Source organism: Marininema halotolerans (assembly GCF_900116235.1).
GTDB classification, from domain to species: Bacteria; Bacillota; Bacilli; order Thermoactinomycetales; family DSM-45169; genus Marininema; species Marininema halotolerans.
This window is the reverse complement of record NZ_FPAA01000003.1, coordinates 64,302-85,345: the sequence shown is the minus strand read 5'-3', so window position 1 is coordinate 85,345 and position 21,044 is coordinate 64,302. Positions and strand designations below refer to the sequence as shown.

Genomic DNA, 21,044 nt, shown 5'->3' with positions numbered 1-21,044 from the left:
ACAAAAGACCCCAGGTGATCACCTGGGGTCTTTTGTCAAATGAGTAATTGAAACAGCGTCGGATCTTTATTAATCTCCATAAAGGGGTACCCTTTCTGTTTCATGCGTGAAAGAAGGGGCAGGTAATCTTCTTTTCGTTGGAGTTCAATGCCTAATAAGACGGGTCCATGTTCTTTGCTGTTTTGTTTGGTGTATTCAAAACGGGCAATATCATCGTCGGGGCCTAGTACATCCGTTATAAATTCACGCAGGGCTCCTGAGCGTTGTGGGAATTGAATCGTAAAATAATGTTTTAGTCCTTCATATATTAAAGATCGCTCCTTAATCTCAGGCATCCGCTCAATGTCATTGTTTCCACCTGATAAGATACAGGCCACATTTTTTCCACGGATCCGTTCCGCCAATTGATCAAGGGCTGCGATTGGCAAAACCCCTGCGGGCTCTGCCACAATCGCATTTTCATTATAGAGTTCCAAAATGGTTGTACAAACCTTCCCTTCGGGAACAAGAAGAAATTCATCAACCATATCCCGACAAATTTGAAAATTCAGCTCACCAACTCGTTGCACACTTGCACCATCCACAAATTTATCCATGGAATCAAGGGAGATCACCTTTCCGGCTTCTACGGAGCGAGACATCGAAGGCGCTCCTGCTGGTTCGACACCAATAATTGTGGTTGAGGGGCTTAGGGCTTTTACATAAGAAGCAACCCCTGCTGCCAGCCCCCCTCCTCCTATCCCGACGAGTAGATAATCCAAAGGGTCAGGGACATCATTTAATATTTCCAATCCAACGGTCCCTTGTCCAGCGATCGTTGCTGGATTTTCAAAGGGGTGAATAAATTCCATCCCCTTGGCTTCACTATAGGCGAGTGCTTCCGTAAGCGCATCATCAAAGGTATCCCCTACCAAAACGACCTCCACCGCAGCGCCACCAAATCGCTTAACTTGTTTTATTTTTTGATTTGGAGTGGGATTTGGCATATAAATACGCCCATGAATCCCCAGCTTCCGGCAGGTATAGGCGACCCCCTGTGCATGATTTCCTGCACTGGCACAAACGACTCCCTGCTCTAATTTCTCAGGTGCGAGTTGGTGAATAACGTGATAAGCACCGCGAATCTTAAAGGAACGAACTACTTGTAAATCTTCTCGCTTTACATAGAGTTCACACCCATAACGCTCAGAAAGCCATGTTTCCTTCTGTAGAGGGGTATGTGTGACAACATCCTTTAGCACATGGTTGGCCTTCATGACATCCTCTACGGCAACGGGAGAGTAACCTGGCCCTCGCTTTCCGTTGTCAACCTTTATTGCTCCGCTCACAGAACATACCCCCGATTGTTTTTCCGACCATCATACACCGAGTGAGCTTTCCTTGACAACCTTTCATCCTCTGGTTAACCCAACCAAACCCCATCAAAAACAAAGGTGGCTGCTCCAGTCATATGAACACACCCATCCGTTTCTTTCCAGTCGATAATTAACTCACCTCCGCGCAAATGGACCTTTACTCGCCGATCGGTCCGCCCACGAATATAGCTAGCGACCAGACTGGCACATGCGCCCGTCCCACAGGCAAGGGTCTCCCCTACACCTCTCTCCCACACACGCATCTCCAATTCATCCTCTGAACGAATCGAAATAAACTCGATATTGGCTTTTCGAGGGAAGATGGGATGATTTTCAAGTAGTGGGCCCCACTTCGCTACGGGAAACTGCTCTACATTTTTTACTTCGATGACAGCATGAGGATTCCCCATGGAGACACCTGTAAAGCTAAAATGTTGTTGTTCTTCACCTTCGGTCCCTACCCATACCGAATGATCCACCACCCTTTCCGCATCGATGCGAGTGGGAATTGCTAAACCTGCTAAAATTGGCGGACCCATATTGACGCGTACTTGGCGGTCTTCCGTATCTCCTTCAATCCACACCCGTTGGATACCCGCTTTCGTCTCCACTGTCAGTTCTCGCTTTTCAGATGAGATGCGTTCAAAGTAATACCGTGCAACGCATCGTACTGCATTCCCACACTGTTCAGGCTCACTTCCATCTGCATTAAAAATTCGCATCGAAAAATCTGCCTGATCCGATGGTAATAAATAAACAAGTCCATCGGCGCCGATGCCAAAATTCCGATCACATATGCGATTGGCAAGGATCGATACTTGATCAGGAAGAGCTTGTTCCTTCGCAACAACGATAAAATCATTGCCTAGTCCGTGCATTTTAGTAAATTTCATCATCATTGGGGGGCCTGCCATCGCGACCCCTTCCTCCCTTTCTAATGGGGGAAAACCCCTAACGTTTCTACTGAGAATACATTAGGTTCTCATCCCATGCAACACCCTCTACTCTGCTAACATACGCAAAGAAAAAACGAACTGATGGATGTCAGTTCGTTTTTTCGCCATCAAATGCCGTTACCTCTCTGTACGTGTCACCATTCGCCGTAGTGGAAGGACCATATCGAGTGCACCCGCCGCCATGGTTGGCAAAGCAGCTGCCACGATCACAAGCGCCCATTCACGAATCGCTAGCGCTGTTGTATGAAAGACCGGCTGTAACGGAGGATAATACATGACCCCGATCATCAAGACAGCCGAGGAAACAACGGCTAAAACCAATAAGGGATTGCTCAACGGATTGCGATGAAAAACGGTTCGAGAGCTACGGCAATCAAACACATAGATAAGTTGTGCCATCACCAAGGTGGAAAAGGCAATGGTTTGAGCACGAACAAGATCATCAGGTGACTCGCTATAGGCGACCCAAAAAGCCCCTAACGTACAGAGTCCAATCAATAACCCTCGAGTAAGGATCTTCCACCCTACCCCTGCAGCAAAAATATTTTCACGACTGTTTCGAGGGTCGCGATCCATCGTATCTTCTTCTGCAGGATCGACTCCCAGTGCCATGGCTGGTAATCCATCGGTCACCAAGTTTACCCATAGGATTTGGATCGGCACTAAAGGAAGAGGAAGACCTGCTAACATCGCTAAAAACATCACTAAAATCTCACCGACATTGGATGCGAGCAGATAACTGATAAATTTGCGAATATTATCATAGATGTTCCGCCCCTCCTCAATTGCCGCAACGATGGTTGCAAAATTATCATCGGCGAGAACAAGTGAGGAGGCTTCCTTTGAAACATCCGTTCCCGTCACACCCATTGCAATGCCGATATCGGCAGCCTTAATTGCAGGCGCGTCGTTTACCCCATCCCCTGTCATGGCAACTACGTGCCCTTCCTCCTGTAACGCCTTTACAATCCTTAGTTTATGTTCAGGGGAAACACGAGCATATACATGGATATCTTTTGCCTTTCTACTAAATTCCTCATCACTCATTTGCTGAATCTCGCTACCGTTGATCGTCTCTCCCCCCTGCAAGATTCCCAATTGCTGAGCGATGGCGACGGCGGTGGTTTGATGATCCCCTGTAATCATCACTGTCCGAATTCCTGCACGACGACAGGTGCGAATGGCGTCCTTCACTTCTTCCCTTGGTGGATCAATCATGCCAGCTAAACCCACAAAAACAAGATTACGTTCCGCCGAGCGGTCATGATTTGGACTTGCTCCTTGCCAATCTCGATAAGCAAAGGCCAAATTACGAAGAGCCATTTTAGCCAACGCTTCATTGGTTTGAATCACTTCGGCACGTAGGGATTCCGTGAGGGGAACCGTTCGACCATTTTGCAAGATATGGGTACACCGTTCAAGGAGAACATCAGGACCCCCTTTTGTAAAGAGGACACGCTTCCCGCTTCGATGTTCCATTAAAACTGACATCATCTTCCGTTCTGAATCAAAGGGAAACTCTTGTATACGCTGCCAAGATTGTAGGAACCCATTATCTCCTAAGCCACCCTTGGCTCCAGCAACAAGCAATGCGCCTTCCGTGGGATCACCATCAATCCGCCATTTTTCTTGCTTCCGCCGAAGCAGCCCCTCTCGAGCGGACTCCCCAATTAAGCGAGCATTGTTACAAAGCACAGCCACCTCAAGCAGTCGCTTAAGGGATGCCTCCTTTTCCAAGTGAACTTCTCGACCGTTGGAAAGAAAATTCCCTTCGGGTTGATACCCTGACCCAGATAATTCGATCCGGTGACGATCCACCCAAAGATGGGTCACCGTCATTTTGTTTTGTGTAAGTGTCCCCGTCTTATCTGAGCAAATAATGGATGCACAGCCCAACGTTTCAACGGAGGGGAGCTTTCGTACAATGGCCTGTCTTTTAATCATCCGTTGAACGCCCAAGGCCAAAGCAATCGTTACAATCGCAGGTAACCCCTCTGGAATGGCTGCAACTGCCAAACTCACACCCGCTAAAAACATTTTATATGCATCATGGCCATGAATGATCCCCGTCACAACCACCACGGCAGTTAAGAGCAACGCAACGATAATCAATACCTTACCCAATTGCTCGAGGCGACGCTGCAAAGGGGTTTGCATGGTTTCTGTTGTTTGAATTAAATGGGCTATACGTCCCATCTCTGTCTCCATCCCTGTGTGTACAACAATACCCAGTCCGGTCCCACGAACCACCATGGTGCCAAGAAAAGCCATATTTTTTTGATCCCCTAAAGGAACATCATCCTTGTTGATTGTTGCAGGGGTTTTGTTCGTAGGCACAGATTCACCAGTGAGTGCAGACTCTTCAATATACATGTTTGATGTTTGAATTAAACGTAGATCCGCTGGAATGCGATCGCCGCTTTCCAACGACACAATGTCCCCGGGGACGAGATGAGCCGCTTGAATTCGAACCCATTCACCGTTGCGCATCACTCTAGCAGTTGGTGCGGATAACTCCCGAAGCGCGCTAAGGCTTTTTTCTGCCCGAACTTCTTGGACAAAACCCAAGACAGCATTTAGGATGACAATTGCAATAATCGCAATTGCATCGGTATATTCACCAAGTAATCCTGAAATCAATGTGGCCGCCAACAATACGAGCACCATAAAATCTTTAAACTGGTTTAATAACAGTACAACCGGGGATATACGTTCCGCCTCGGCCAACTGGTTAGGACCTGTTTGCTCCAATCGGCGACTCGCTTCTGCATCATCTAATCCTTCAGCAGGTTCCACTTTAAAGTGACTAGCAACTCGTTCCACGTCCCAGTCGACGTAACGGTATCCTTCTGACACACTCCCTCCCCCTTTGTCCAACAAACTCTCATGCTAACTTTATTCAGACAGGCCTTTAAACATGCTACCTGACTGGAAGAGGTTCATTTCCCTTGTAATCACCTGGTGATCCGATATACTGATATTTGAACTCTCCACGAGCGGCTAAAGACTAGAGACAGGGGGAACTGACCACTATGTCCTTCGACGGAGTTGTCACCCGAGCAGTCGTCAACGAACTTCATGAACAACTGACCGGGGGACGTATTGCAAAAATATATCAACCAACCGAATCCGAACTGATTCTCCATGTACGACATCAAGGAAGAAATCAACGCCTTCTTCTCTCTGCACATCCTGCATTCCCGCGTCTTCATCTCACGGAGACTCAGGCAGAAAACCCACTCACGCCTCCCATGTTCTGCATGCTTCTTCGAAAGCATTGTGAGGGGGGAGTCATCACCAACATTCGCCAGGTTGAAATGGAAAGGGTCATCCTCTTCGATATTCGGGGAAGGGATGAACTTGGCTTTGAGGTGATTCGCCAATTGGTCATCGAAATTATGGGACGGCACAGTAATATCCTATTAGTCGACCCTACAACAGGAAAGATCATGGATGCCATTCGTCGCGTTAGTCTTGCAATGAGCCGGCACCGGCAAGTACTTCCTGGAATTCCATACCTAGCTCCCCCTGATCAGGGAAAGAAAAATCCCCTTACCATCGATCGTGCTGGTTTCTTACAGAGGATTCAGTGGAACCAAGGTCGCCTCGACAAACAAATTCTTCAAAACTTTTCAGGTCTCGGCCCCCAAACAGCGGCTGAGATTGTTCACCGAGCAGAACTAGGTAATCGAGATTCCTTGTGGGATGCCTTTGAAAACATCATGTCGAATATACAAGCCAATCGATTCTCTCCTATGATTATTGATGATAAGAAGTCCATTTTCTCTGCTATTGGACTGACCCATCTGGCTGGTCATATTCGAAAATTTGACCACATGAGTCAATGCCTTGATGCCTTCTATCGCGGGAAAGCTGAACGAGATCGTAATCGACAACAACATCACGACCTCATCCGTATCCTAAAAAACCTCATCGATAAACACGAGAAGAAGATTAAAAAACTCGAACAAGAATTACAGGATACTCAAAAAGCTGATACCTATCGGATTTGGGGAGAACTCGTAACCGCCGCTATGCATCAAATTCAGCGCGGTGACCAGGAAGTCACAACGATCAACTATTATGATCCAGAGGCACAAACCATCACGATTGCCCTCGATCCACGCAAATCCCCCTCCGATAACGCACAACGCTACTTCAAGCTGTATCATAAAGCAAAATCTGCGCGCAAATGGAATCAGGAGCAGATTGAAAAAGCGACACAAGATAATGCTTACTTAGGATCAGTGCTGGTGCAGCTTGAAGACGCAACTGCAAGGGAAGCGGAAGAGATTAAAGAGGAATTGGTTGAAGAGGGTTGGTTAAAAGCAAAAACCCAAAAAAGGCGAAAACCATCAAAAAAATCCGAGCGCCCCACCCCTTCCTCTTACCAATCTTCTGAGGGGATTACCATTCTTGTCGGACGGAACAACAAACAAAATGATTATTTAACTCATCGACTTGCTTCCGCTACCGATACATGGCTTCATACCAAAGAAATTCCCGGTTCTCATGTCGTCATCCGAGAAAAGAATTTTAATGATGAAACACTCCACGAAGCCGCACTCCTTGCTGCATGGCATTCCAAAGGTCGTGAATCGAGTCAAGTTCCTGTGGACTACACCTTAATCAAACATGTGCATAAACCCTCTGGTGGTCCTCCTGGATTTGTCACCTATGATGAGCAAAAAACCATCTATATTACCCCCGATGAGGCTTCCATTCGAAAACTGGAGCAGAATCCATCCTAACCGTCACATCAACCCATCGCAATTCATACAATAGGGACGTATGATCCCCCTAAAGTAGTTGCAAACGAGGCTTTGCTCTTACCAAACAAACCGACAGCCTTCCTTAACCTCCTCCCCACCTTTTCGGGGAGGAATTTTTGCATCCATTCCATTGAAGTTGGAGAGAATGAATAGGAAGATTCCATCTCTTTACAATCATGAAAAGTCGACTTTACATCCCCTCAATATATTCACATCGATCCTGTGTTACCATAAACGCAAAGAAGGATGAAAGGTGGGAGCATCCTTGAGCCTATTCGAAATTCTAATCTGTAGTTTTGTAACATGTAATGTGCTTTTCTTTACGATTCTATTTATTAAAGAGCAACTGGAACTCCCTCAGTATCGCCCAGATAACGATTACCCTGCTGATGAGCAACCACGGTTATCCTAATGGTGGTCTGGTTGAACGTTCATGACGGTTCATTTTATATCGACCCATAACCTTGTCCGGAAGCTTTCAGTAATACCTATAAAAATAGAGGTCCTAACCCATATAAAAAGACACCCCTTCTTGTTGAAGAGGGCGTCTTTTTTACATTCAATCGATCATCTCTTTCATGTCATAAAAGTAAACCTCTTCTCCAACCGACAAAAACAAACGAGAATCTCGTGTCCACCATCGTTCAAACTTGATCTCTTCGCCTTCTTTATTGACGGGCATCACTCTCTCTAACGCTCTACGAATGAGTGAACCACGATACAAATGACGTCGTGGTGTACCAAAAAGCAGCCGTCTTTTCCATAAAGCAAATCCACCTGCCTGCACCAGTGGGGAGCGCCAACTGAGTACAGGTCCTCCCTTCCAAAATTGTCGTACACGAAAATCCTCGACTCGTGCCAAAATATGATCAGTAAAATAATAAATCCACGTCTCACCATTTGCAGATGCATTTAATCCATAACAATCCCGGACTTCTGGTAACCCTTGTTTTATCGCAGTCGCTAAATAACTAAACAACAGCTTTCCTTTTGTATTAAAACAAACAACCCCTTCACGGCTGAGAGGATTATCCCCTTCAACACCCTCCTCCATATAACCGATCCAAAAGTGATCGCCTACAGCTTGAACGTCTTCAATGGCATCCCCAACATGAAAGGAAGAAAGAAGCCGTCCGCGATGGTTATAAATAAAAGCATTCTTCTCCTGCTCCTCTGAAAAAGCGGAAACCAACAAGTAACGGTCCCCGGTTAACGCTTGCACAAAATGGATTTCCATACCAGGATCCTCCAACCGAATCCCACTGGTTATCCCACCACTCAACGAATAATCGGAAAGGAGTACCCCATCCCCTTGGGAGAGTACTAACAATCGATCACCCGACACTCCTACTCGAGCTAACGGATGTGTTTCAACAGCCAATTCTGGTACTTGTATCGGAGAATTCATCACGATCTTGTCCATTTACTGCTTCCTCCCGTGAAAAAGCGCCGCAGGAATCACGGCTTACCCTATGGAATTCATAGACATTCGTTCTTTAATCCATGACAAGCTGATCTAGCTTCACTCAACCGACCCCTTGAATCATCCACAAACATGGTTCTTCCCACTACCGCATCGTTTTCTTGGCAAAGTGGGTCAATTTCATCTCTTACATTTATGATACTCTGATTATATCTTTTTTGCGCAAGGATAAATGTCCTTTTCATCATACACCTAACCTACTCTAATTAAATAAACGTGAGCAGGAGGGATTTTATGGGTAAAACGAAACATTCAGGTCCAACCCCTCTACCCAAAACACCACAACCTAACCTCTGGGTAAGTCCCATTCCCTTTGGGATAGGAAAAATTAAACCTCACCATATTTGGGAGACCACTCGTGTAGCATGGGAAAATCGAGATAACCTTCGCTATGCTACCCGTATCCTTACCCAGGGAGTATGTGATGGTTGTGCACTGGGTGTTGCTGGATTAACGGATCAAACCTTGACTGGTCCCCATCTATGTACCACCCGTCTCAATCTCCTCCGACTAAATACCATGGCAGCCATTCCCCCGGAAATTCTTCATGATGATATCGACCAATTGCGGAGAATGAATAATACACAGTTACGTAAACTGGGGCGTATTCCTTATCCGCTACTTAGAGAAGCGGGAGAATGTAAGTTTCGCCGCATCTCATGGGAAGAAGCACTCCAACGGATCGCGCAAAAAATGAAACACACCGCTCCCCATCAATACGCCTTTTACCTCACTTCTCGTGGCATTACAAACGAATCCTATTATGCCGCTGGGAAAGTCGCACGCTTCCTAGGAACCAATCATATTGATAATGCCTCCCGCATCTGTCACTCCCCCTCTAAAACAGCCTTAAAACGTTCACTAGGGATTGGGGCTTCCAGTTGTAGTTACAACGATTGGATCGGAACTGATGTCCTTGTTTTTTGGGGATCCGTTGCCGCTACGAATCAACCCGTCTCGACGAAATACATGTATGCCGCCAAGCGCAAAGGAACAAAAATCATCGTGGTCAACCCTTACCACGAACCCTCAATGGATCACTATTGGATTCCCTCCATCCCTGAATCTGCTCTCTTTGGTACAAAATTGGCAGATGATTTCTACTCCGTCAATATCGGTGGTGATATCGCCTTTATGAACGGGGTGATGAAGCATTGGTTTGCCATGGAAGAAAAACATTCAGGTTCTGCCATTAATCACTCGTTTGTTAGCAACCATACCCATGGCAGCACGGAACTCCAAAAACATGTTTGCCAATATGAATGGACGGATCTAGAAAAATCTTCAGGCTTAACGCGAGAACAGATGATTTCCTTTGCGGAATGCCTAGCCCAAGCCAAATCCGCTGTCTTTGTTTGGTCCATGGGATTAACACAACATCGCTTCGGCACAGATAACATCTCCCAAGTCGCTAACCTCGCCATGCTCCGCGGCTTTATTGGCCGAAAACACTGTGGAGTCATGCCCATTCGAGGACATTCTGGCGTCCAAGGAGCGGGTGAAATGGGTGCGGATCCCTTTAGCCTTCCAGGGGGGGGATTTGAAGATCAAAACCTTGCTCGTTTAGAAACGCTCTGGAATTTCCCTATCCCACGTTGGCAAGGAGATACCGTTGGGGTCACGCTAGAAAATGCACTCCTACCCAAGGATCACAATCAGCGTATCAAACTATACTACCTCTCTGGCGGAAACTTTTTAGAAACGATGCCCGATCCTACCTTTGTACAGGATAGTCTACAAAACTTAGAGGTTCGTGTTCACCAAGATATTATCCTGAATACATCCACCCTCCTTGATGCCCAAGAAGCGGTGATTGTCCTCCCTGCCATGACCCGCTATGAGCAAAATGGAGGAGGAACCTCCACTTCCACCGAACGGATGGTCTACTTTTCCCCGGAAATACCGGGACCACGTATTGAAGAAGCTCGTCCTGAATGGGAAATCTATCGTGAACTTGCCAAGCATATATTACCGAATCAAATCGACAGGCTCGGATTAGAATCGGCAAAAGCCATACGAGAAGAAATTGCTCAGGCAGCCCCTGAATACAACGGCATCCAGCACCTCAATCAAAAGGGAGATCTTTTCCAATGGGGTGGCGCTTGGCTATGTGAAGACGGAATCTGTCCCACCCCGGATGGTCGCGGACATCTTCTTGCCATTGACCTTCCCGAACGTCGAAAGGGTGAGGATGAATTCACCCTCACCACTCGACGCGGGAAACAATTTAACTCCATGATTTATAGCGAAGTGGATCCCTTTAATCAGGCAGAGCGGGAGGATATCCTCATCCATAAAAGTGACGCAAAGCGTCTTCATATTAAGGATGGAGATGCTATCGTCCTTCATAACAACCATGGACGTTTTCATGGAAAAGCCCGCTTAGCCCCCATTCGGGCTGGAAACCTAGCGGTTCACTGGCCTGAGGGAAACACGCTGTTCCCGAAGGGTCTCTATGAAAAATATGCTCAAATTCCTGAATACAATGGGAACGTCATCCTTGAAAAAGCTGAAATTTTTTATGGACGTAAAGAAAAAAGAGAACGTGAAAAAAATAAAAGTAAAGGTTAGCCTTTAGTCTTTCCCATTCGACTATGTCATCCCTTGCAAGACTTAATCCCTATTGTTGAACCTCCCCTACCTACGTTAACGCGAAGAGGTGGGGGATTTTTAGGAACCCCCGTCACCAGACAGGAAGATTCCAAGCTTACACCGTCTTTCCAATGGCAATAATCTTAAGTTCACCTCTACAACTTACCTCCCTTTGATGCTCGCCCAATCAACGTACCTCATTGGATGTGTATTTTATAGAATGCTCTTCTAATGCCCTTCCCCCTACCCTGAAAAAGCATATAGTATAGGGTCAACAGGAACAACATTTAAATGGGGGATATCCATTGGGAAAGCCAAAAATATATAGAAATTTCACAACCGTTGAGTTCTACGATAGCTATTTGGGCAATTCCACAGAGGATATACCTTTTTGGTTAGAAGTGACCAAGAATGATCAAGAGATACTGGATATCGGATGTGGAACCGGGCGCGTTGCTATTCCCCTAGGCATTCAAGGAAAAACAGTGTATGGCATTGATAACTCGATGGCAATGTTACAAGCCTTCAGAGAAAAAATCAATAATCAATATCCACAGTTAAAAAATCAAATCCACATTCACCAACAGGACATGAGAAGTTTTCATATAGACAAAAAATTCCACACCATGATCATCCCTGATATTTCATTTAATCATTTAGCAACCAATCAAGATGTGAATGACACCCTTCAATCCATTAATCAACATCTGTTCCCTGGAGGAAAGCTTATCCTCGAAGTAATTAATCCAATCAGAGTTGTAACCAATCAAACAAAGACTATTCACAAACATGTGCAAACAGGAAAATACTTCTTAACATGGACCCTTGGTAAATACATTCATGACAAGCAGATCTATGAGACAGCAAACTACTATCAATACTGTGATGCTCAAGGCAAACCTGAAAATGATAAAATTACCCAAGTAAATATTTATTATCGCTTTTACTATCCTCAGGAAATGGATTATATTCTCGAAGCGAATGGATTTAGGATTATAAATAAATACGGTGGCTATGACCAGTCCCCCTTTACAGGAAAGGAAGACCTTCAAATTTATATTGTTCGTAAAAATAAGTAGCCACGCCTTAATCGTAAGAGACTTAGGTAAATCGGAACGTTTTAAAAATTTTACAGACAACAACAAACAACCCTTTTGCAAATCGATTCATAAACATCAACCAACCTTTTTAAGTAAATTTCTATACGAACCCAGCTTCTTAAGAGTATTATAGATATGGTTTGTGACATGAAAATGAGCAGGTAATCCTGCTCATTTCAACTTGAAATCATATAATATTAAATCACTCACTTGAATAGGTATATATAAGATAACATTACAATTCCCTTTTTTCGCTTTCCTATTGCATAACATTTCTTTACTTTTCTAGTGATACTCATGAATTAATTCTTTACTCCACAGCATTTACATATCCATGCGAACCATTACTTAATAATCAGGAGGATCTCTATATGGACGTTGTTGCACCCCTTCAGAATTGGATTATGCAAAAGATTCCGGACTTAAAGATCAGAGAATGGAAGATGGTCGAGTCTGGTTGGGACAACCTCATCATCGTCATTAATCATGAATGGATCGTTCGGTTTCCTCGTACGAAAAGGATACAAAAAAACCTTTTGAGTGAAAAACAGTTATTGGACCAGATAAAAAAACCTCTACAGAAACGATCAATCGAAGTTCCATCCTATCAATTAATCTATGATGCATCGGATCATTTCCCGACATGTTGCTACTATCCCTTGATTCAAGGTTCCCCACTCCATCCCGACCTGTATAAAAACATACTTACCACTTCATCCAATCGCAAACAAATTGCCCGTACCCTCGGGGATTTCCTTGCAGTCATTCACTCTTTTAATAATCAAAACCTTCAAGGGTTCTCCCTTGAAAAACCGCATACGAAGGCCTACTGGCAAGCACACTGGAGAGAAATACAAACGAAAATATATCCGCTTCTTCCCTATGGGGAACAACAGAAAGTAACCCATCTATTTAAAAACTTTTTGGTAAATTGGGATATTGATGCATTGCCAGCAGTACTGATCCATGGCGATTTAAGCTATCACCACATCTTGTTTTCTAAAGAAAAACAAAAGATTACGGGCATAATCGATTTCGGTGATTCCCAAATAGGCGACCCTGCCTATGATTTTTCAGGAATATACTGGGATTATGGAGAAGCATTCTTCAATGATGCTTTTCAACGATACTGTCAACATTCATTCTCATATTCCACTAACGATCTTTATCATCGAGTTGTCTCTTTTTATGGGAAACGACCCATCTTTCATGAAATACTCTACGCACTTGAAAATCAATCCACAAATAAATGGAAGCAAAAACTACACGAACTCAGGAAGTCTTTATTATAAGGAAAGGGGTAGTTGATTATAATCAGCGGTGTTCTTCTTCTAGGCTGATGCCAATCAATTGCATCCGAACGCATCAACTGACCATTATCATCATCTGATCGAATTTCCAACCAGTTATTCTCTTGAAACGGCAGTACCAATGAACTGGCTTTATAGAAGATGGGAGTATTCTCGGCGCAATTAAGATAAATTCATTATTTATTAATTACCCTTTTAATATCATTTACATCCTTACCGGTTATATTGTCTACGTAATCTTCTGGAAAATTCTCTTGGATGATGGTTACATCGTGACCATCGTTGTTTAGAGTCTGTTTTTTCAACATTTGATCAGGTAATTTTAGTTCAACTTTTTATTGGAGTCTACTTTTATCATAAACGGAAGAAAAGGTAGACTGTAATGTTGTTTATTTGCGCTCTTTCTTAAAAATAAGATATTATTTTTCCAATTTCCGGTTTTATGTGATTTGGATGTTTAACTTGTAATTGTTTATTTTTACCTTCTTTATCCTTGAAATTAATTTGGTAGGAATATATGTTCATCTTTTGATAGGTTCCCTCCACGATTATGGGAGCTTTCTCACTCATCTCTTCTAGATTGTGTGCATTGTTATTACAAAAAAATATAATTAAAAAATTATATAAAAAAACATTGACAAAAAATAGACTTTTTGTTACTATTTATATGTAGTAAAAATAAGAATATAGGAGGAGTTTATTATGCAATTTAGTTTGAAAACGAAGAGTATCTTTAAAAAAATAGCCATATCGTCAATGTGTTTAGTAGCAGTGGTGGCGTTTAATCCGAGCTCAACTTTTGCCTCAGGTTGGAGCTATCATTTAAAAGGTGTTGAGCACTGGGGTAGTTCATCCTGTCAAACGAAATACCCTAAAATTAATTTTACGGTTAAGCAATCTAAGGGTAGCACGGTCACTCATATCGAAAAGTTATCAAACGGTGAATGGAAATGGATAGGGGATTCCCGTAAATTAGCAGGGAAGGGTACTATTAAACTAACAGTTAAACGTTCTAGTTCAAAAACAAAATACAGGGTTATGATTTATAATAAATTTTTAACGTCAATAGGAACAGTAAAGTGTAGTGGTAGTAAGTAATTAAGTAAATAGAGCTTTTTTATACACATCCTCCAATTGCGGGGATGTGTTTTTTTATTTTTTTGATTTTAATCCATTTATTTTGATATAATATTATTAATTACTTCAGGACTGTCGATTGACCAAAGTTTTGAATAGGAAGTCGTTTTAAATGAACTAAATAGAAGCCGCTACCCAGTACTGTATACAATCATACGAACTAAATTTCCGAGCCACTTCCCGGTATTCAAACGACCGCGTCAACTCCCGATGCTACTCCTGACGAAGTAGTGCTTGCAAAACATCGAAAATTAGGATATCTTTCTTCATGAGAATGCTCCTTTGTGCGTTGTTTTGGGATTGGCGTTTCAAAACAATTGTACATAAAGGAGCTTCTTTTTACTTTTTTATCCTAAAATTAGGTTAATAGGCAGCCCTGGAGAGATACAATTGCCTAAGCTTGTCTATTAACCTAACTATAGGAGTAGAAAGGAGGTGTGTGAGGGCAATGCTTCCATACGTTCTCCTACTCCCAAACTTTGGTTAATCGGCAGTCCCGACAATAATAGTCATCCATGCTTTTAGCTATGATTTACCCGTAATAGAGATTGAAAATTTATTTATCCAAAAAACCCCCTCTAAACTGAGAAGTTCACGGTGACGCACGATCTCTACTTAGAGGGGGATCCATTGATATCGAGATTAAGCTTTTACAGTCTGCCGGCTTCCCGGCTTTTCTACAGGAATTCCTTCTTTACACAGGGGACAATCCTCTTTGTTATAACTCTCAATCGTATGAGCTAAAAGTGCTTTATATGGGTGGCGGAAGTTTGTATTCCCACCGCTTCGATCAATGATGGAACCAATTCCAACAACATTGGCTCCTAAGCCTTCTACCAGGTCGACCGCTTCTTGAACAGAGCCACCCGTGGTGACAACATCTTCAATTGCCAACACCTTCTCTCCTGGTGAGACTGCAAAACCGCGGCGCAGGCTCATCACGCCTTCCTTACGTTCTGCAAAGAGACAGCGAACCCCTAGCGCACGTGCGGTTTCGTGAGCAATGATCACGCCCCCTAACGCAGGCCCTACTACTACATCCACTTCACTATCGTGAAAGAGATCTGCAAGTGCTCTCCCTGCTTCCTCTGCTTCATGCGGATATTGTAGGAGCTGGGCGCATTGCATATATTGTTCACTGTGTCGCCCAGAGGAGAGGACAAAGTGCCCTTCTTTTAGCACACCGGTTCGCATGAGCGTTTCCATCCCATTCCACGCTTGACTCATTCTCTATTCCCCCTTGCTTGTTCCACACGCTGAAGAATATGCTTGTACACTTTTAGCGGCTCGTTTGCTCTCGTAATTGGACGGCCGACCACAAGAATATCGGCTCCTTCACTAATCGCCGCCTCCGGTGTCATCACCCGCTTTTGGTCCTCTGAGTCCCTTCCTTCCAAGCGAATCCCTGGAGTCACAATGAAAAGAGAAGGGACTCGTTCCTTCATAACCCTTGCTTCTTCTCCCGAACAAACAATACCATCCATCCCCGATTGCTGAGCCAATTCAGCCAAATGAAGCGCCGCATCGCTGACGGTTCCGGGAATACCAATATCTTGATTTAACGTGCGTTGATCCGTACTTGTTAGCTGGGTGACCGCCAATAATCGAGGACGAGTCCCTTCTGCTTCTTCTGCAGCTTTCTTTGCCGCCTCCATCATCTCACGTCCACCGGATGCATGAAGGGTGATCCATTTTACTCCCAAACCAGTAAGGGAGCGGACAGCACTCCCTACGGTGTTGGGGATATCATGGAGCTTCACATCCAGGAAAACATTGTACCCTGCGGTGGTTAATGATTGGACAAAGGATGGGCCAGCAGCATAAAAGAGCTGCATCCCTACTTTAATAAAGGGCTTTTCACAGCCTTGCCAATGCTTTAAAAAAGCTTCCGCCGCTTGCTGATGAGGAACATCCAATGCCACCGCCACTTGTTCATCCGTGGATAAGGATCGGTTCTGTACAGCCTCCATCAAACCGTAACCTCCACTTTTTGCACCGGGGCTTCTTTGGGTTGCCCAATCGCTTCCGCCGTTAGATAAATGGAGGCCAGCGTGGTTAATAAAGCTTCTACTGTATCAAGAGAAGTCAGGCAGGCGATCCCATGCTCTACTGCCTCGCGGCGAATCCGGAATCCATCGCGTTCCGGTGTTTTCCCTCGTGTCCAAGTGTTCACCACAAGATCTGCCTTCCCTTCTCGAATCCAATCGAGAATGTGAGGGGATCCATCCTTTAATTTATTAACTTGAGTAACAGGCAATCCTTCTGCCGTTAGCATTTCTGCGGTTCCACTGGTGGCTACGATTTGATATCCCAGTTGGTGGAAGCGATGCATCAAGAGCATAGCTTCTTCTTTATCCTTATCACTAATGGTCGCGATAATGGTGCCAAAGCGGGGAAGGGATACCCCTCCAGCAAGAAGTCCTTTATAGACCGCACGCGCATAGTCTCGATCCCGTCCCATTACTTCTCCCGTCGATTTCATCTCGGGACCCAAGGTGACATCGACACGGCGCAGTTTGGCAAAGGAGAAGACCGGAACTTTAACTGCTACATCGTCTCCCTCCGGCCACAGCCCACCTGTATAGCCCTGAGACAATAAGTTTTCTCCCAAGATGATGCGAGTGGCTACTCGTGCCATCGGAACACCCGTTACTTTACTGAGAAAAGGAACGGTTCTTGAAGCACGGGGATTCACCTCAAGCACATAGATCTCATCCTCATGAAGCACGAACTGAATGTTAATGAGTCCTTTCGTTTTTAACGCTCGTGCGAGTTGAGTCGTCATTTCGACTAACCGCTCTTTTTGTTGTGAGGTAAGCGAGCGAGGGGGATAAACCGCAATGGAATCCCCTGAATGAACCCCTGCTCGTTCAATATGTTCCATGATGCCAGGTACCATGACCCGATCACCATCCGAGATTGCATCCACTTCAATTTCTTTTCCCTGCAGGTAGCGATCAATGAGCACCGGATGATTAGGGTTCACCTTTACAGCAGCTGCCATATAGTTGAGCAATTCCTTTTCACTATAGACAATCTCCATTGCTCTTCCACCAATGACATAGGACGGGCGAACAAGGACAGGGAAACCAAGTTTTCGAACAACCTCCAACGCTTCATCAATCGAGGTAACCCCTTTACCTGGTGGTTGAGGGATACCCACTTCGCCTAGGAGACGCTCAAATTTTTCTCTGTCCTCGGCACGATCAATTTCATCCAGGGAAGTCCCCAATATTGGAATTCCGGCATCCCGTAGATCTCGTGCCAGGTTTAATGCTGTCTGGCCACCAAATTGAACAATGACTCCCACTGGTTGTTCTTTCTCAATGATATGAAGGACATCTTCGATGTAAAGGGGATCAAAGTAGAGACGATCCGAGATATTAAAGTCGGTCGAGACAGTCTCTGGATTGTTATTAATGATAACCGCTTCAAGCCCTGCATCCCGAATCGCTTGAATGGCATGCACCGTCGCATAGTCAAACTCAACCCCTTGTCCGATCCGTATGGGACCCGACCCAAGGACCACGACTGTATCTTTGCCGGATTTTACGACCTCATCCTCCCACTCGTAGGTGGAATAATAATAAGGGGTTGCCGCTTCAAATTCTGCAGCGCAGGTATCTACCACCTTATAGACGGGCCGTAATCCCTTTTCTTGGCGGTATAAACGGATATCCTCTTCGCTTTTTTTACTAAAGCGAGCAATACTGCGATCGGTAAATCCGAGCCGCTTTGCGCGAGAAAGTAGGTCAAAGGACCACTCTTCCTCTGCAAGTTCCTTCTCCAATGCTACAATCTTCTCGATTTTGCCAAGATAAAAGCGATCAATACGGGTGATTTGATGAACTTCTTCTAGGCTCTCGCCACGGCGGAACCACTCACCGAGCAGGTACAGCCTTTCATCATCTGGGGTTGCTAACCGTCGCATAAGGGATTCACGATCCAACTGATTTGCCTCGGGGAGCTGAATATGATCGAGATCAATCTCAAGGGATCGTATCGCTTTAAGGAGAGACTCCTCAAGGGTACGACCGATGGACATCACCTCTCCTGTCGCTTTCATCTGGGTTCCCAATTTGCGATTCGCATCTATAAATTTATCAAAGGGCCAGCGAGGAATTTTAGAGACCACATAGTCGAGGGATGGCTCAAAGCAGGCTGTCGTTTCTCCTGTCACCGGATTTATAATTTCATCCAAATGATAGCCAATCGCAATTTTTGCTGCAATGCGAGCGATGGGATAACCGGTGGCCTTAGAGGCAAGGGCACTGGAACGACTGACTCGGGGGTTTACCTCGATCACATAATATTGAAAGCTGTGTGGGTCAAGGGCTAACTGTACATTACATCCGCCACGGATATCTAATGCCCGTATGATCTTCAACGAGGCACTTCTTAGCATCTGATGCTCACGATCCGAAAGGGTCTGGGTTGGTGCAAAAACGATGGAATCCCCAGTATGAACCCCCACTGGATCAAAGTTTTCCATGTTACATACCACAATGGCATTATCCGCAGCATCCCTCATCACTTCATATTCAACTTCTTTAAATCCAGCAATGCTCTGTTCAACGAGACACTGACCAATGGGACTATTGCGAATGCCATTTTCAACGGTTTCCCGTAGTTCTTCTTCTGTATGAGCAATGCCCCCACCGGATCCACCCAATGTATAAGCTGGGCGAACAATGACGGGATAACCGATCCCTTCAGCAAAGGTGACCGCTTCCTCCACAGTATGAACAATATCACTATCAGGCACTGGCTCATTCAGTTCCCTCATCAAATTACGGAACAAATCACGATCTTCTGCGCAAGTGATGGCGTGGAGTTCCGTGCCGAGAAGACGTACCCCTTCCCGTTCTAAGACACCACTTTCCGCCAGTTTTACAGCTAAATTCAGACCCGTTTGCCCACCCAATGTGGGCAGTAGTCCATCTGGGCGTTCCTTACGAATGATTTGAGTCACAAACTCAGGGGTCATCGGTTCAATATAAACTTTATCGGCGATATCGGTATCCGTCATGATCGTCGCCGGATTGCTGTTGATCAGGATTACTTCGATCCCCTCTTCACGGAGGGATTGACAAGCTTGGGTGCCTGCATAGTCAAACTCCGCCGCTTGTCCAATTACTATCGGGCCGGAGCCGATCACTAGAATTTTTTTCAAGGTCGTATCTTTAGGCATGAACGGCATCCTCCTTTTTGGTCAGCATTTCGACAAATTGATCAAAAAGATAGCTTGAATCATGAGGACCAGGTGCTGCTTCTGGATGATACTGCACGGAAAAAGCAGCGTACTCTTTGTGAGCCAACCCTTCGCAGGTACCATCATTCAATGCAACATGTGTGAGTTCAAGAGGAGTGTTGGTTAAGGAATCGATCCGAACGGTATATCCATGGTTTTGGGAAGTGATCGCGGTCCGTCCCGTTGCAAGTTCCTTCACCGGCTGGTTCGATCCCCGATGACCAAACTTCATTTTCTCGGTGTCTGCCCCGCAAGCAAGGGCAAATAGTTGATGACCCAAGCAAATCCCAAACAGCGGGTAATGGCCTAATAATCTTTCCACTGTTTGTATCGCCGTTGGAATGTCCTTTGGATCCCCGGGGCCATTGGACAAGAACACGCCATCTGGGCGTAAGCGGTGCACCTCTTCAGCGGAAGTGTTCCAAGGAACCACCACCACATCGCATCCACGCTTGGTAAGTTCGCGTTGTTGTCCATACTTTGCGCCAAAGTCCATTAACACCACTCGTGGACCATAGTTAGGGGATACATGAATATTTTTTGTGCTCACTCGTGCCACCTGATCATGCATTAATTCGGCAGCACCAAGCCGTTCCGCTAGCGCTTCCCATGGCTCATTGGCTGTAGATAGAAGCCCTTTCATCGTGCCATGGATACGCAGTTTTTTTGTCAGCATCCGTGTGTCAATACCGCTGATTCCTAAAATTCCATATTCCTTCAGCCAATGACTAATGCTCTGTTCACTGCGCCAATGGCTCGGTACCTGCGCTTCTTCACGTGTGATAAAACCATGGACAAAGGGGCTCCGTGATTCTAAATCATGTCGATTTAAGCCGTAGTTACCAATTAAGGGATAAGTCATTGTAACAATTTGCCCGCAGTAGGAAGGATCCGTCAATACTTCTTGATAACCCGTCATTCCCGTATTAAAAACCACTTCCCCGACCTGTTCACCCTCCGCCCCATAGGAGTCCCCTTCAAATGTAGTTCCATCTTCTAACAATAGTTTGGCTCGCATGCTGCTCCCCCCAATTATCCCGTCCTAATTTCTTCTTCCATTTAGCTTCTCTCTTCCACCAATCAACCAT

General features: G+C 45.1%; 14 protein-coding genes. 6 read left to right on the top strand and 8 right to left on the bottom strand.

The window, feature by feature from the left end; translation table 11 throughout:
- Positions 1–35 precede the first annotated feature (35 nt).
- The 3 genes from ilvA to CHX35_RS04700 form a co-directional block, all read right to left on the bottom strand.
- Entirely contained in the window at positions 36–1,328 is a 1,293-nt protein-coding gene (gene ilvA, locus CHX35_RS04710; protein WP_281252053.1) for a threonine ammonia-lyase IlvA, read from the bottom strand.
- A 74-nt stretch (positions 1,329–1,402) separates the two neighbouring features.
- Positions 1,403–2,248, bottom strand: coding sequence for a diaminopimelate epimerase (dapF, locus tag CHX35_RS04705; protein WP_091835360.1), 846 nt, complete (start codon positions 2,246–2,248; stop codon positions 1,403–1,405).
- Positions 2,249–2,428: 180 nt separating this feature from the next.
- Positions 2,429–5,167: a calcium-translocating P-type ATPase, SERCA-type gene (locus CHX35_RS04700; RefSeq protein WP_245838641.1), complete on the bottom strand. Its 2,739-nt coding sequence runs from the start codon at positions 5,165–5,167 to the stop codon at positions 2,429–2,431.
- A gap of 176 nt (positions 5,168–5,343) precedes the next feature.
- Between CHX35_RS04700 and CHX35_RS04695 the strand changes: the two genes are divergently transcribed.
- Together CHX35_RS04695 and CHX35_RS17415 are read left to right on the top strand one after the other, a co-directional pair.
- Complete coding sequence (locus tag CHX35_RS04695) at positions 5,344–7,062, top strand: Rqc2 family fibronectin-binding protein (RefSeq protein ID WP_091834700.1); 1,719 nt, start codon at positions 5,344–5,346, stop codon at positions 7,060–7,062.
- Positions 7,063–7,348: 286 nt separating this feature from the next.
- A complete protein-coding gene (locus CHX35_RS17415; protein ID WP_176391889.1) occupies positions 7,349–7,495 on the top strand; it encodes a hypothetical protein in 147 nt (48 codons plus the stop codon).
- 147 nt (positions 7,496–7,642) lie between these two features.
- Here CHX35_RS17415 and CHX35_RS04690 read toward each other — a convergent pair whose 3' ends face one another.
- A complete protein-coding gene (locus tag CHX35_RS04690; RefSeq protein ID WP_091834698.1) occupies positions 7,643–8,506 on the bottom strand; it encodes a hypothetical protein in 864 nt (287 codons plus the stop codon).
- A gap of 294 nt (positions 8,507–8,800) precedes the next feature.
- Here CHX35_RS04690 and CHX35_RS04685 point away from each other — a divergent pair, with 294 nt between their 5' ends.
- The 4 genes from CHX35_RS04685 (at position 8,801) to CHX35_RS04670 (ending at position 14,666) form a co-directional block, all read left to right on the top strand.
- A complete protein-coding gene (locus CHX35_RS04685) occupies positions 8,801–11,137 on the top strand; it encodes an FdhF/YdeP family oxidoreductase (protein ID WP_091834696.1) in 2,337 nt (778 codons plus the stop codon).
- 326 nt (positions 11,138–11,463) lie between these two features.
- Positions 11,464–12,237 (top strand): class I SAM-dependent methyltransferase, encoded by a 774-nt coding sequence (locus tag CHX35_RS04680; protein WP_091834694.1) that lies wholly within the window; start codon positions 11,464–11,466, stop codon positions 12,235–12,237.
- Between the two features lie 392 nt (positions 12,238–12,629).
- Positions 12,630–13,550: a phosphotransferase family protein gene (locus tag CHX35_RS04675; RefSeq protein WP_091834691.1), complete on the top strand. Its 921-nt coding sequence runs from the start codon at positions 12,630–12,632 to the stop codon at positions 13,548–13,550.
- A 720-nt stretch (positions 13,551–14,270) separates the two neighbouring features.
- Positions 14,271–14,666 carry a hypothetical protein gene (locus CHX35_RS04670; protein ID WP_091834688.1) on the top strand — a complete coding sequence of 132 codons (396 nt, stop codon included), beginning with the start codon at positions 14,271–14,273 and terminating at the stop codon, positions 14,664–14,666.
- Between the two features lie 681 nt (positions 14,667–15,347).
- On the opposite strand, the gene pyrE is transcribed toward CHX35_RS04670, so the two are convergent.
- From pyrE to carA, 4 genes are read right to left on the bottom strand one after another with little or no spacing between them, the layout of a single operon-like run.
- The gene (gene pyrE / locus CHX35_RS04665) at positions 15,348–15,932 is read right to left on the bottom strand and encodes an orotate phosphoribosyltransferase (RefSeq protein WP_091834686.1); all 585 of its coding nucleotides are present in this window, start codon (positions 15,930–15,932) and stop codon (positions 15,348–15,350) included.
- Positions 15,929–16,675 (bottom strand): orotidine-5'-phosphate decarboxylase, encoded by a 747-nt coding sequence (gene pyrF / locus CHX35_RS04660; protein ID WP_091834684.1) that lies wholly within the window; start codon positions 16,673–16,675, stop codon positions 15,929–15,931. The genes pyrE and pyrF overlap by 4 nt, the downstream gene beginning before the upstream one ends.
- Positions 16,675–19,896 (bottom strand): carbamoyl-phosphate synthase large subunit, encoded by a 3,222-nt coding sequence (carB, locus tag CHX35_RS04655; RefSeq protein WP_091834676.1) that lies wholly within the window; start codon positions 19,894–19,896, stop codon positions 16,675–16,677. Before carB ends, pyrF begins: the two co-directional genes overlap by 1 nt.
- A complete protein-coding gene (gene carA, locus CHX35_RS04650; protein ID WP_091834673.1) occupies positions 19,889–20,974 on the bottom strand; it encodes a glutamine-hydrolyzing carbamoyl-phosphate synthase small subunit in 1,086 nt (361 codons plus the stop codon). Before carA ends, carB begins: the two co-directional genes overlap by 8 nt.
- Between the last annotated feature and the right edge of the window lie 70 nt (positions 20,975–21,044).

Bases quoted from the DNA above. Each gene is read 5' to 3' on its own strand.
- pyrE (WP_091834686.1), bottom strand. From the start codon at position 15,932: ATGAGTCAAGCGTGGAATGGGATGGAAACGCTCATGCGAACCGGTGTG.
- carB (WP_091834676.1), bottom strand. From the start codon at position 19,896: ATGCCTAAAGATACGACCTTGAAAAAAATTCTAGTGATCGGCTCCGGC.
- CHX35_RS04690 (WP_091834698.1), bottom strand. From the start codon at position 8,506: ATGGACAAGATCGTGATGAATTCTCCGATACAAGTACCAGAATTGGCT.
- carA (WP_091834673.1), bottom strand. From the start codon at position 20,974: ATGCGAGCCAAACTATTGTTAGAAGATGGAACTACATTTGAAGGGGAC.
- CHX35_RS04670 (WP_091834688.1), top strand. From the start codon at position 14,271: ATGCAATTTAGTTTGAAAACGAAGAGTATCTTTAAAAAAATAGCCATA.
- pyrF (WP_091834684.1), bottom strand. From the start codon at position 16,675: ATGGAGGCTGTACAGAACCGATCCTTATCCACGGATGAACAAGTGGCG.
- CHX35_RS04695 (WP_091834700.1), top strand. From the start codon at position 5,344: ATGTCCTTCGACGGAGTTGTCACCCGAGCAGTCGTCAACGAACTTCAT.
- CHX35_RS04685 (WP_091834696.1), top strand. From the start codon at position 8,801: ATGGGTAAAACGAAACATTCAGGTCCAACCCCTCTACCCAAAACACCA.
- dapF (WP_091835360.1), bottom strand. From the start codon at position 2,248: ATGAAATTTACTAAAATGCACGGACTAGGCAATGATTTTATCGTTGTT.
- CHX35_RS04675 (WP_091834691.1), top strand. From the start codon at position 12,630: ATGGACGTTGTTGCACCCCTTCAGAATTGGATTATGCAAAAGATTCCG.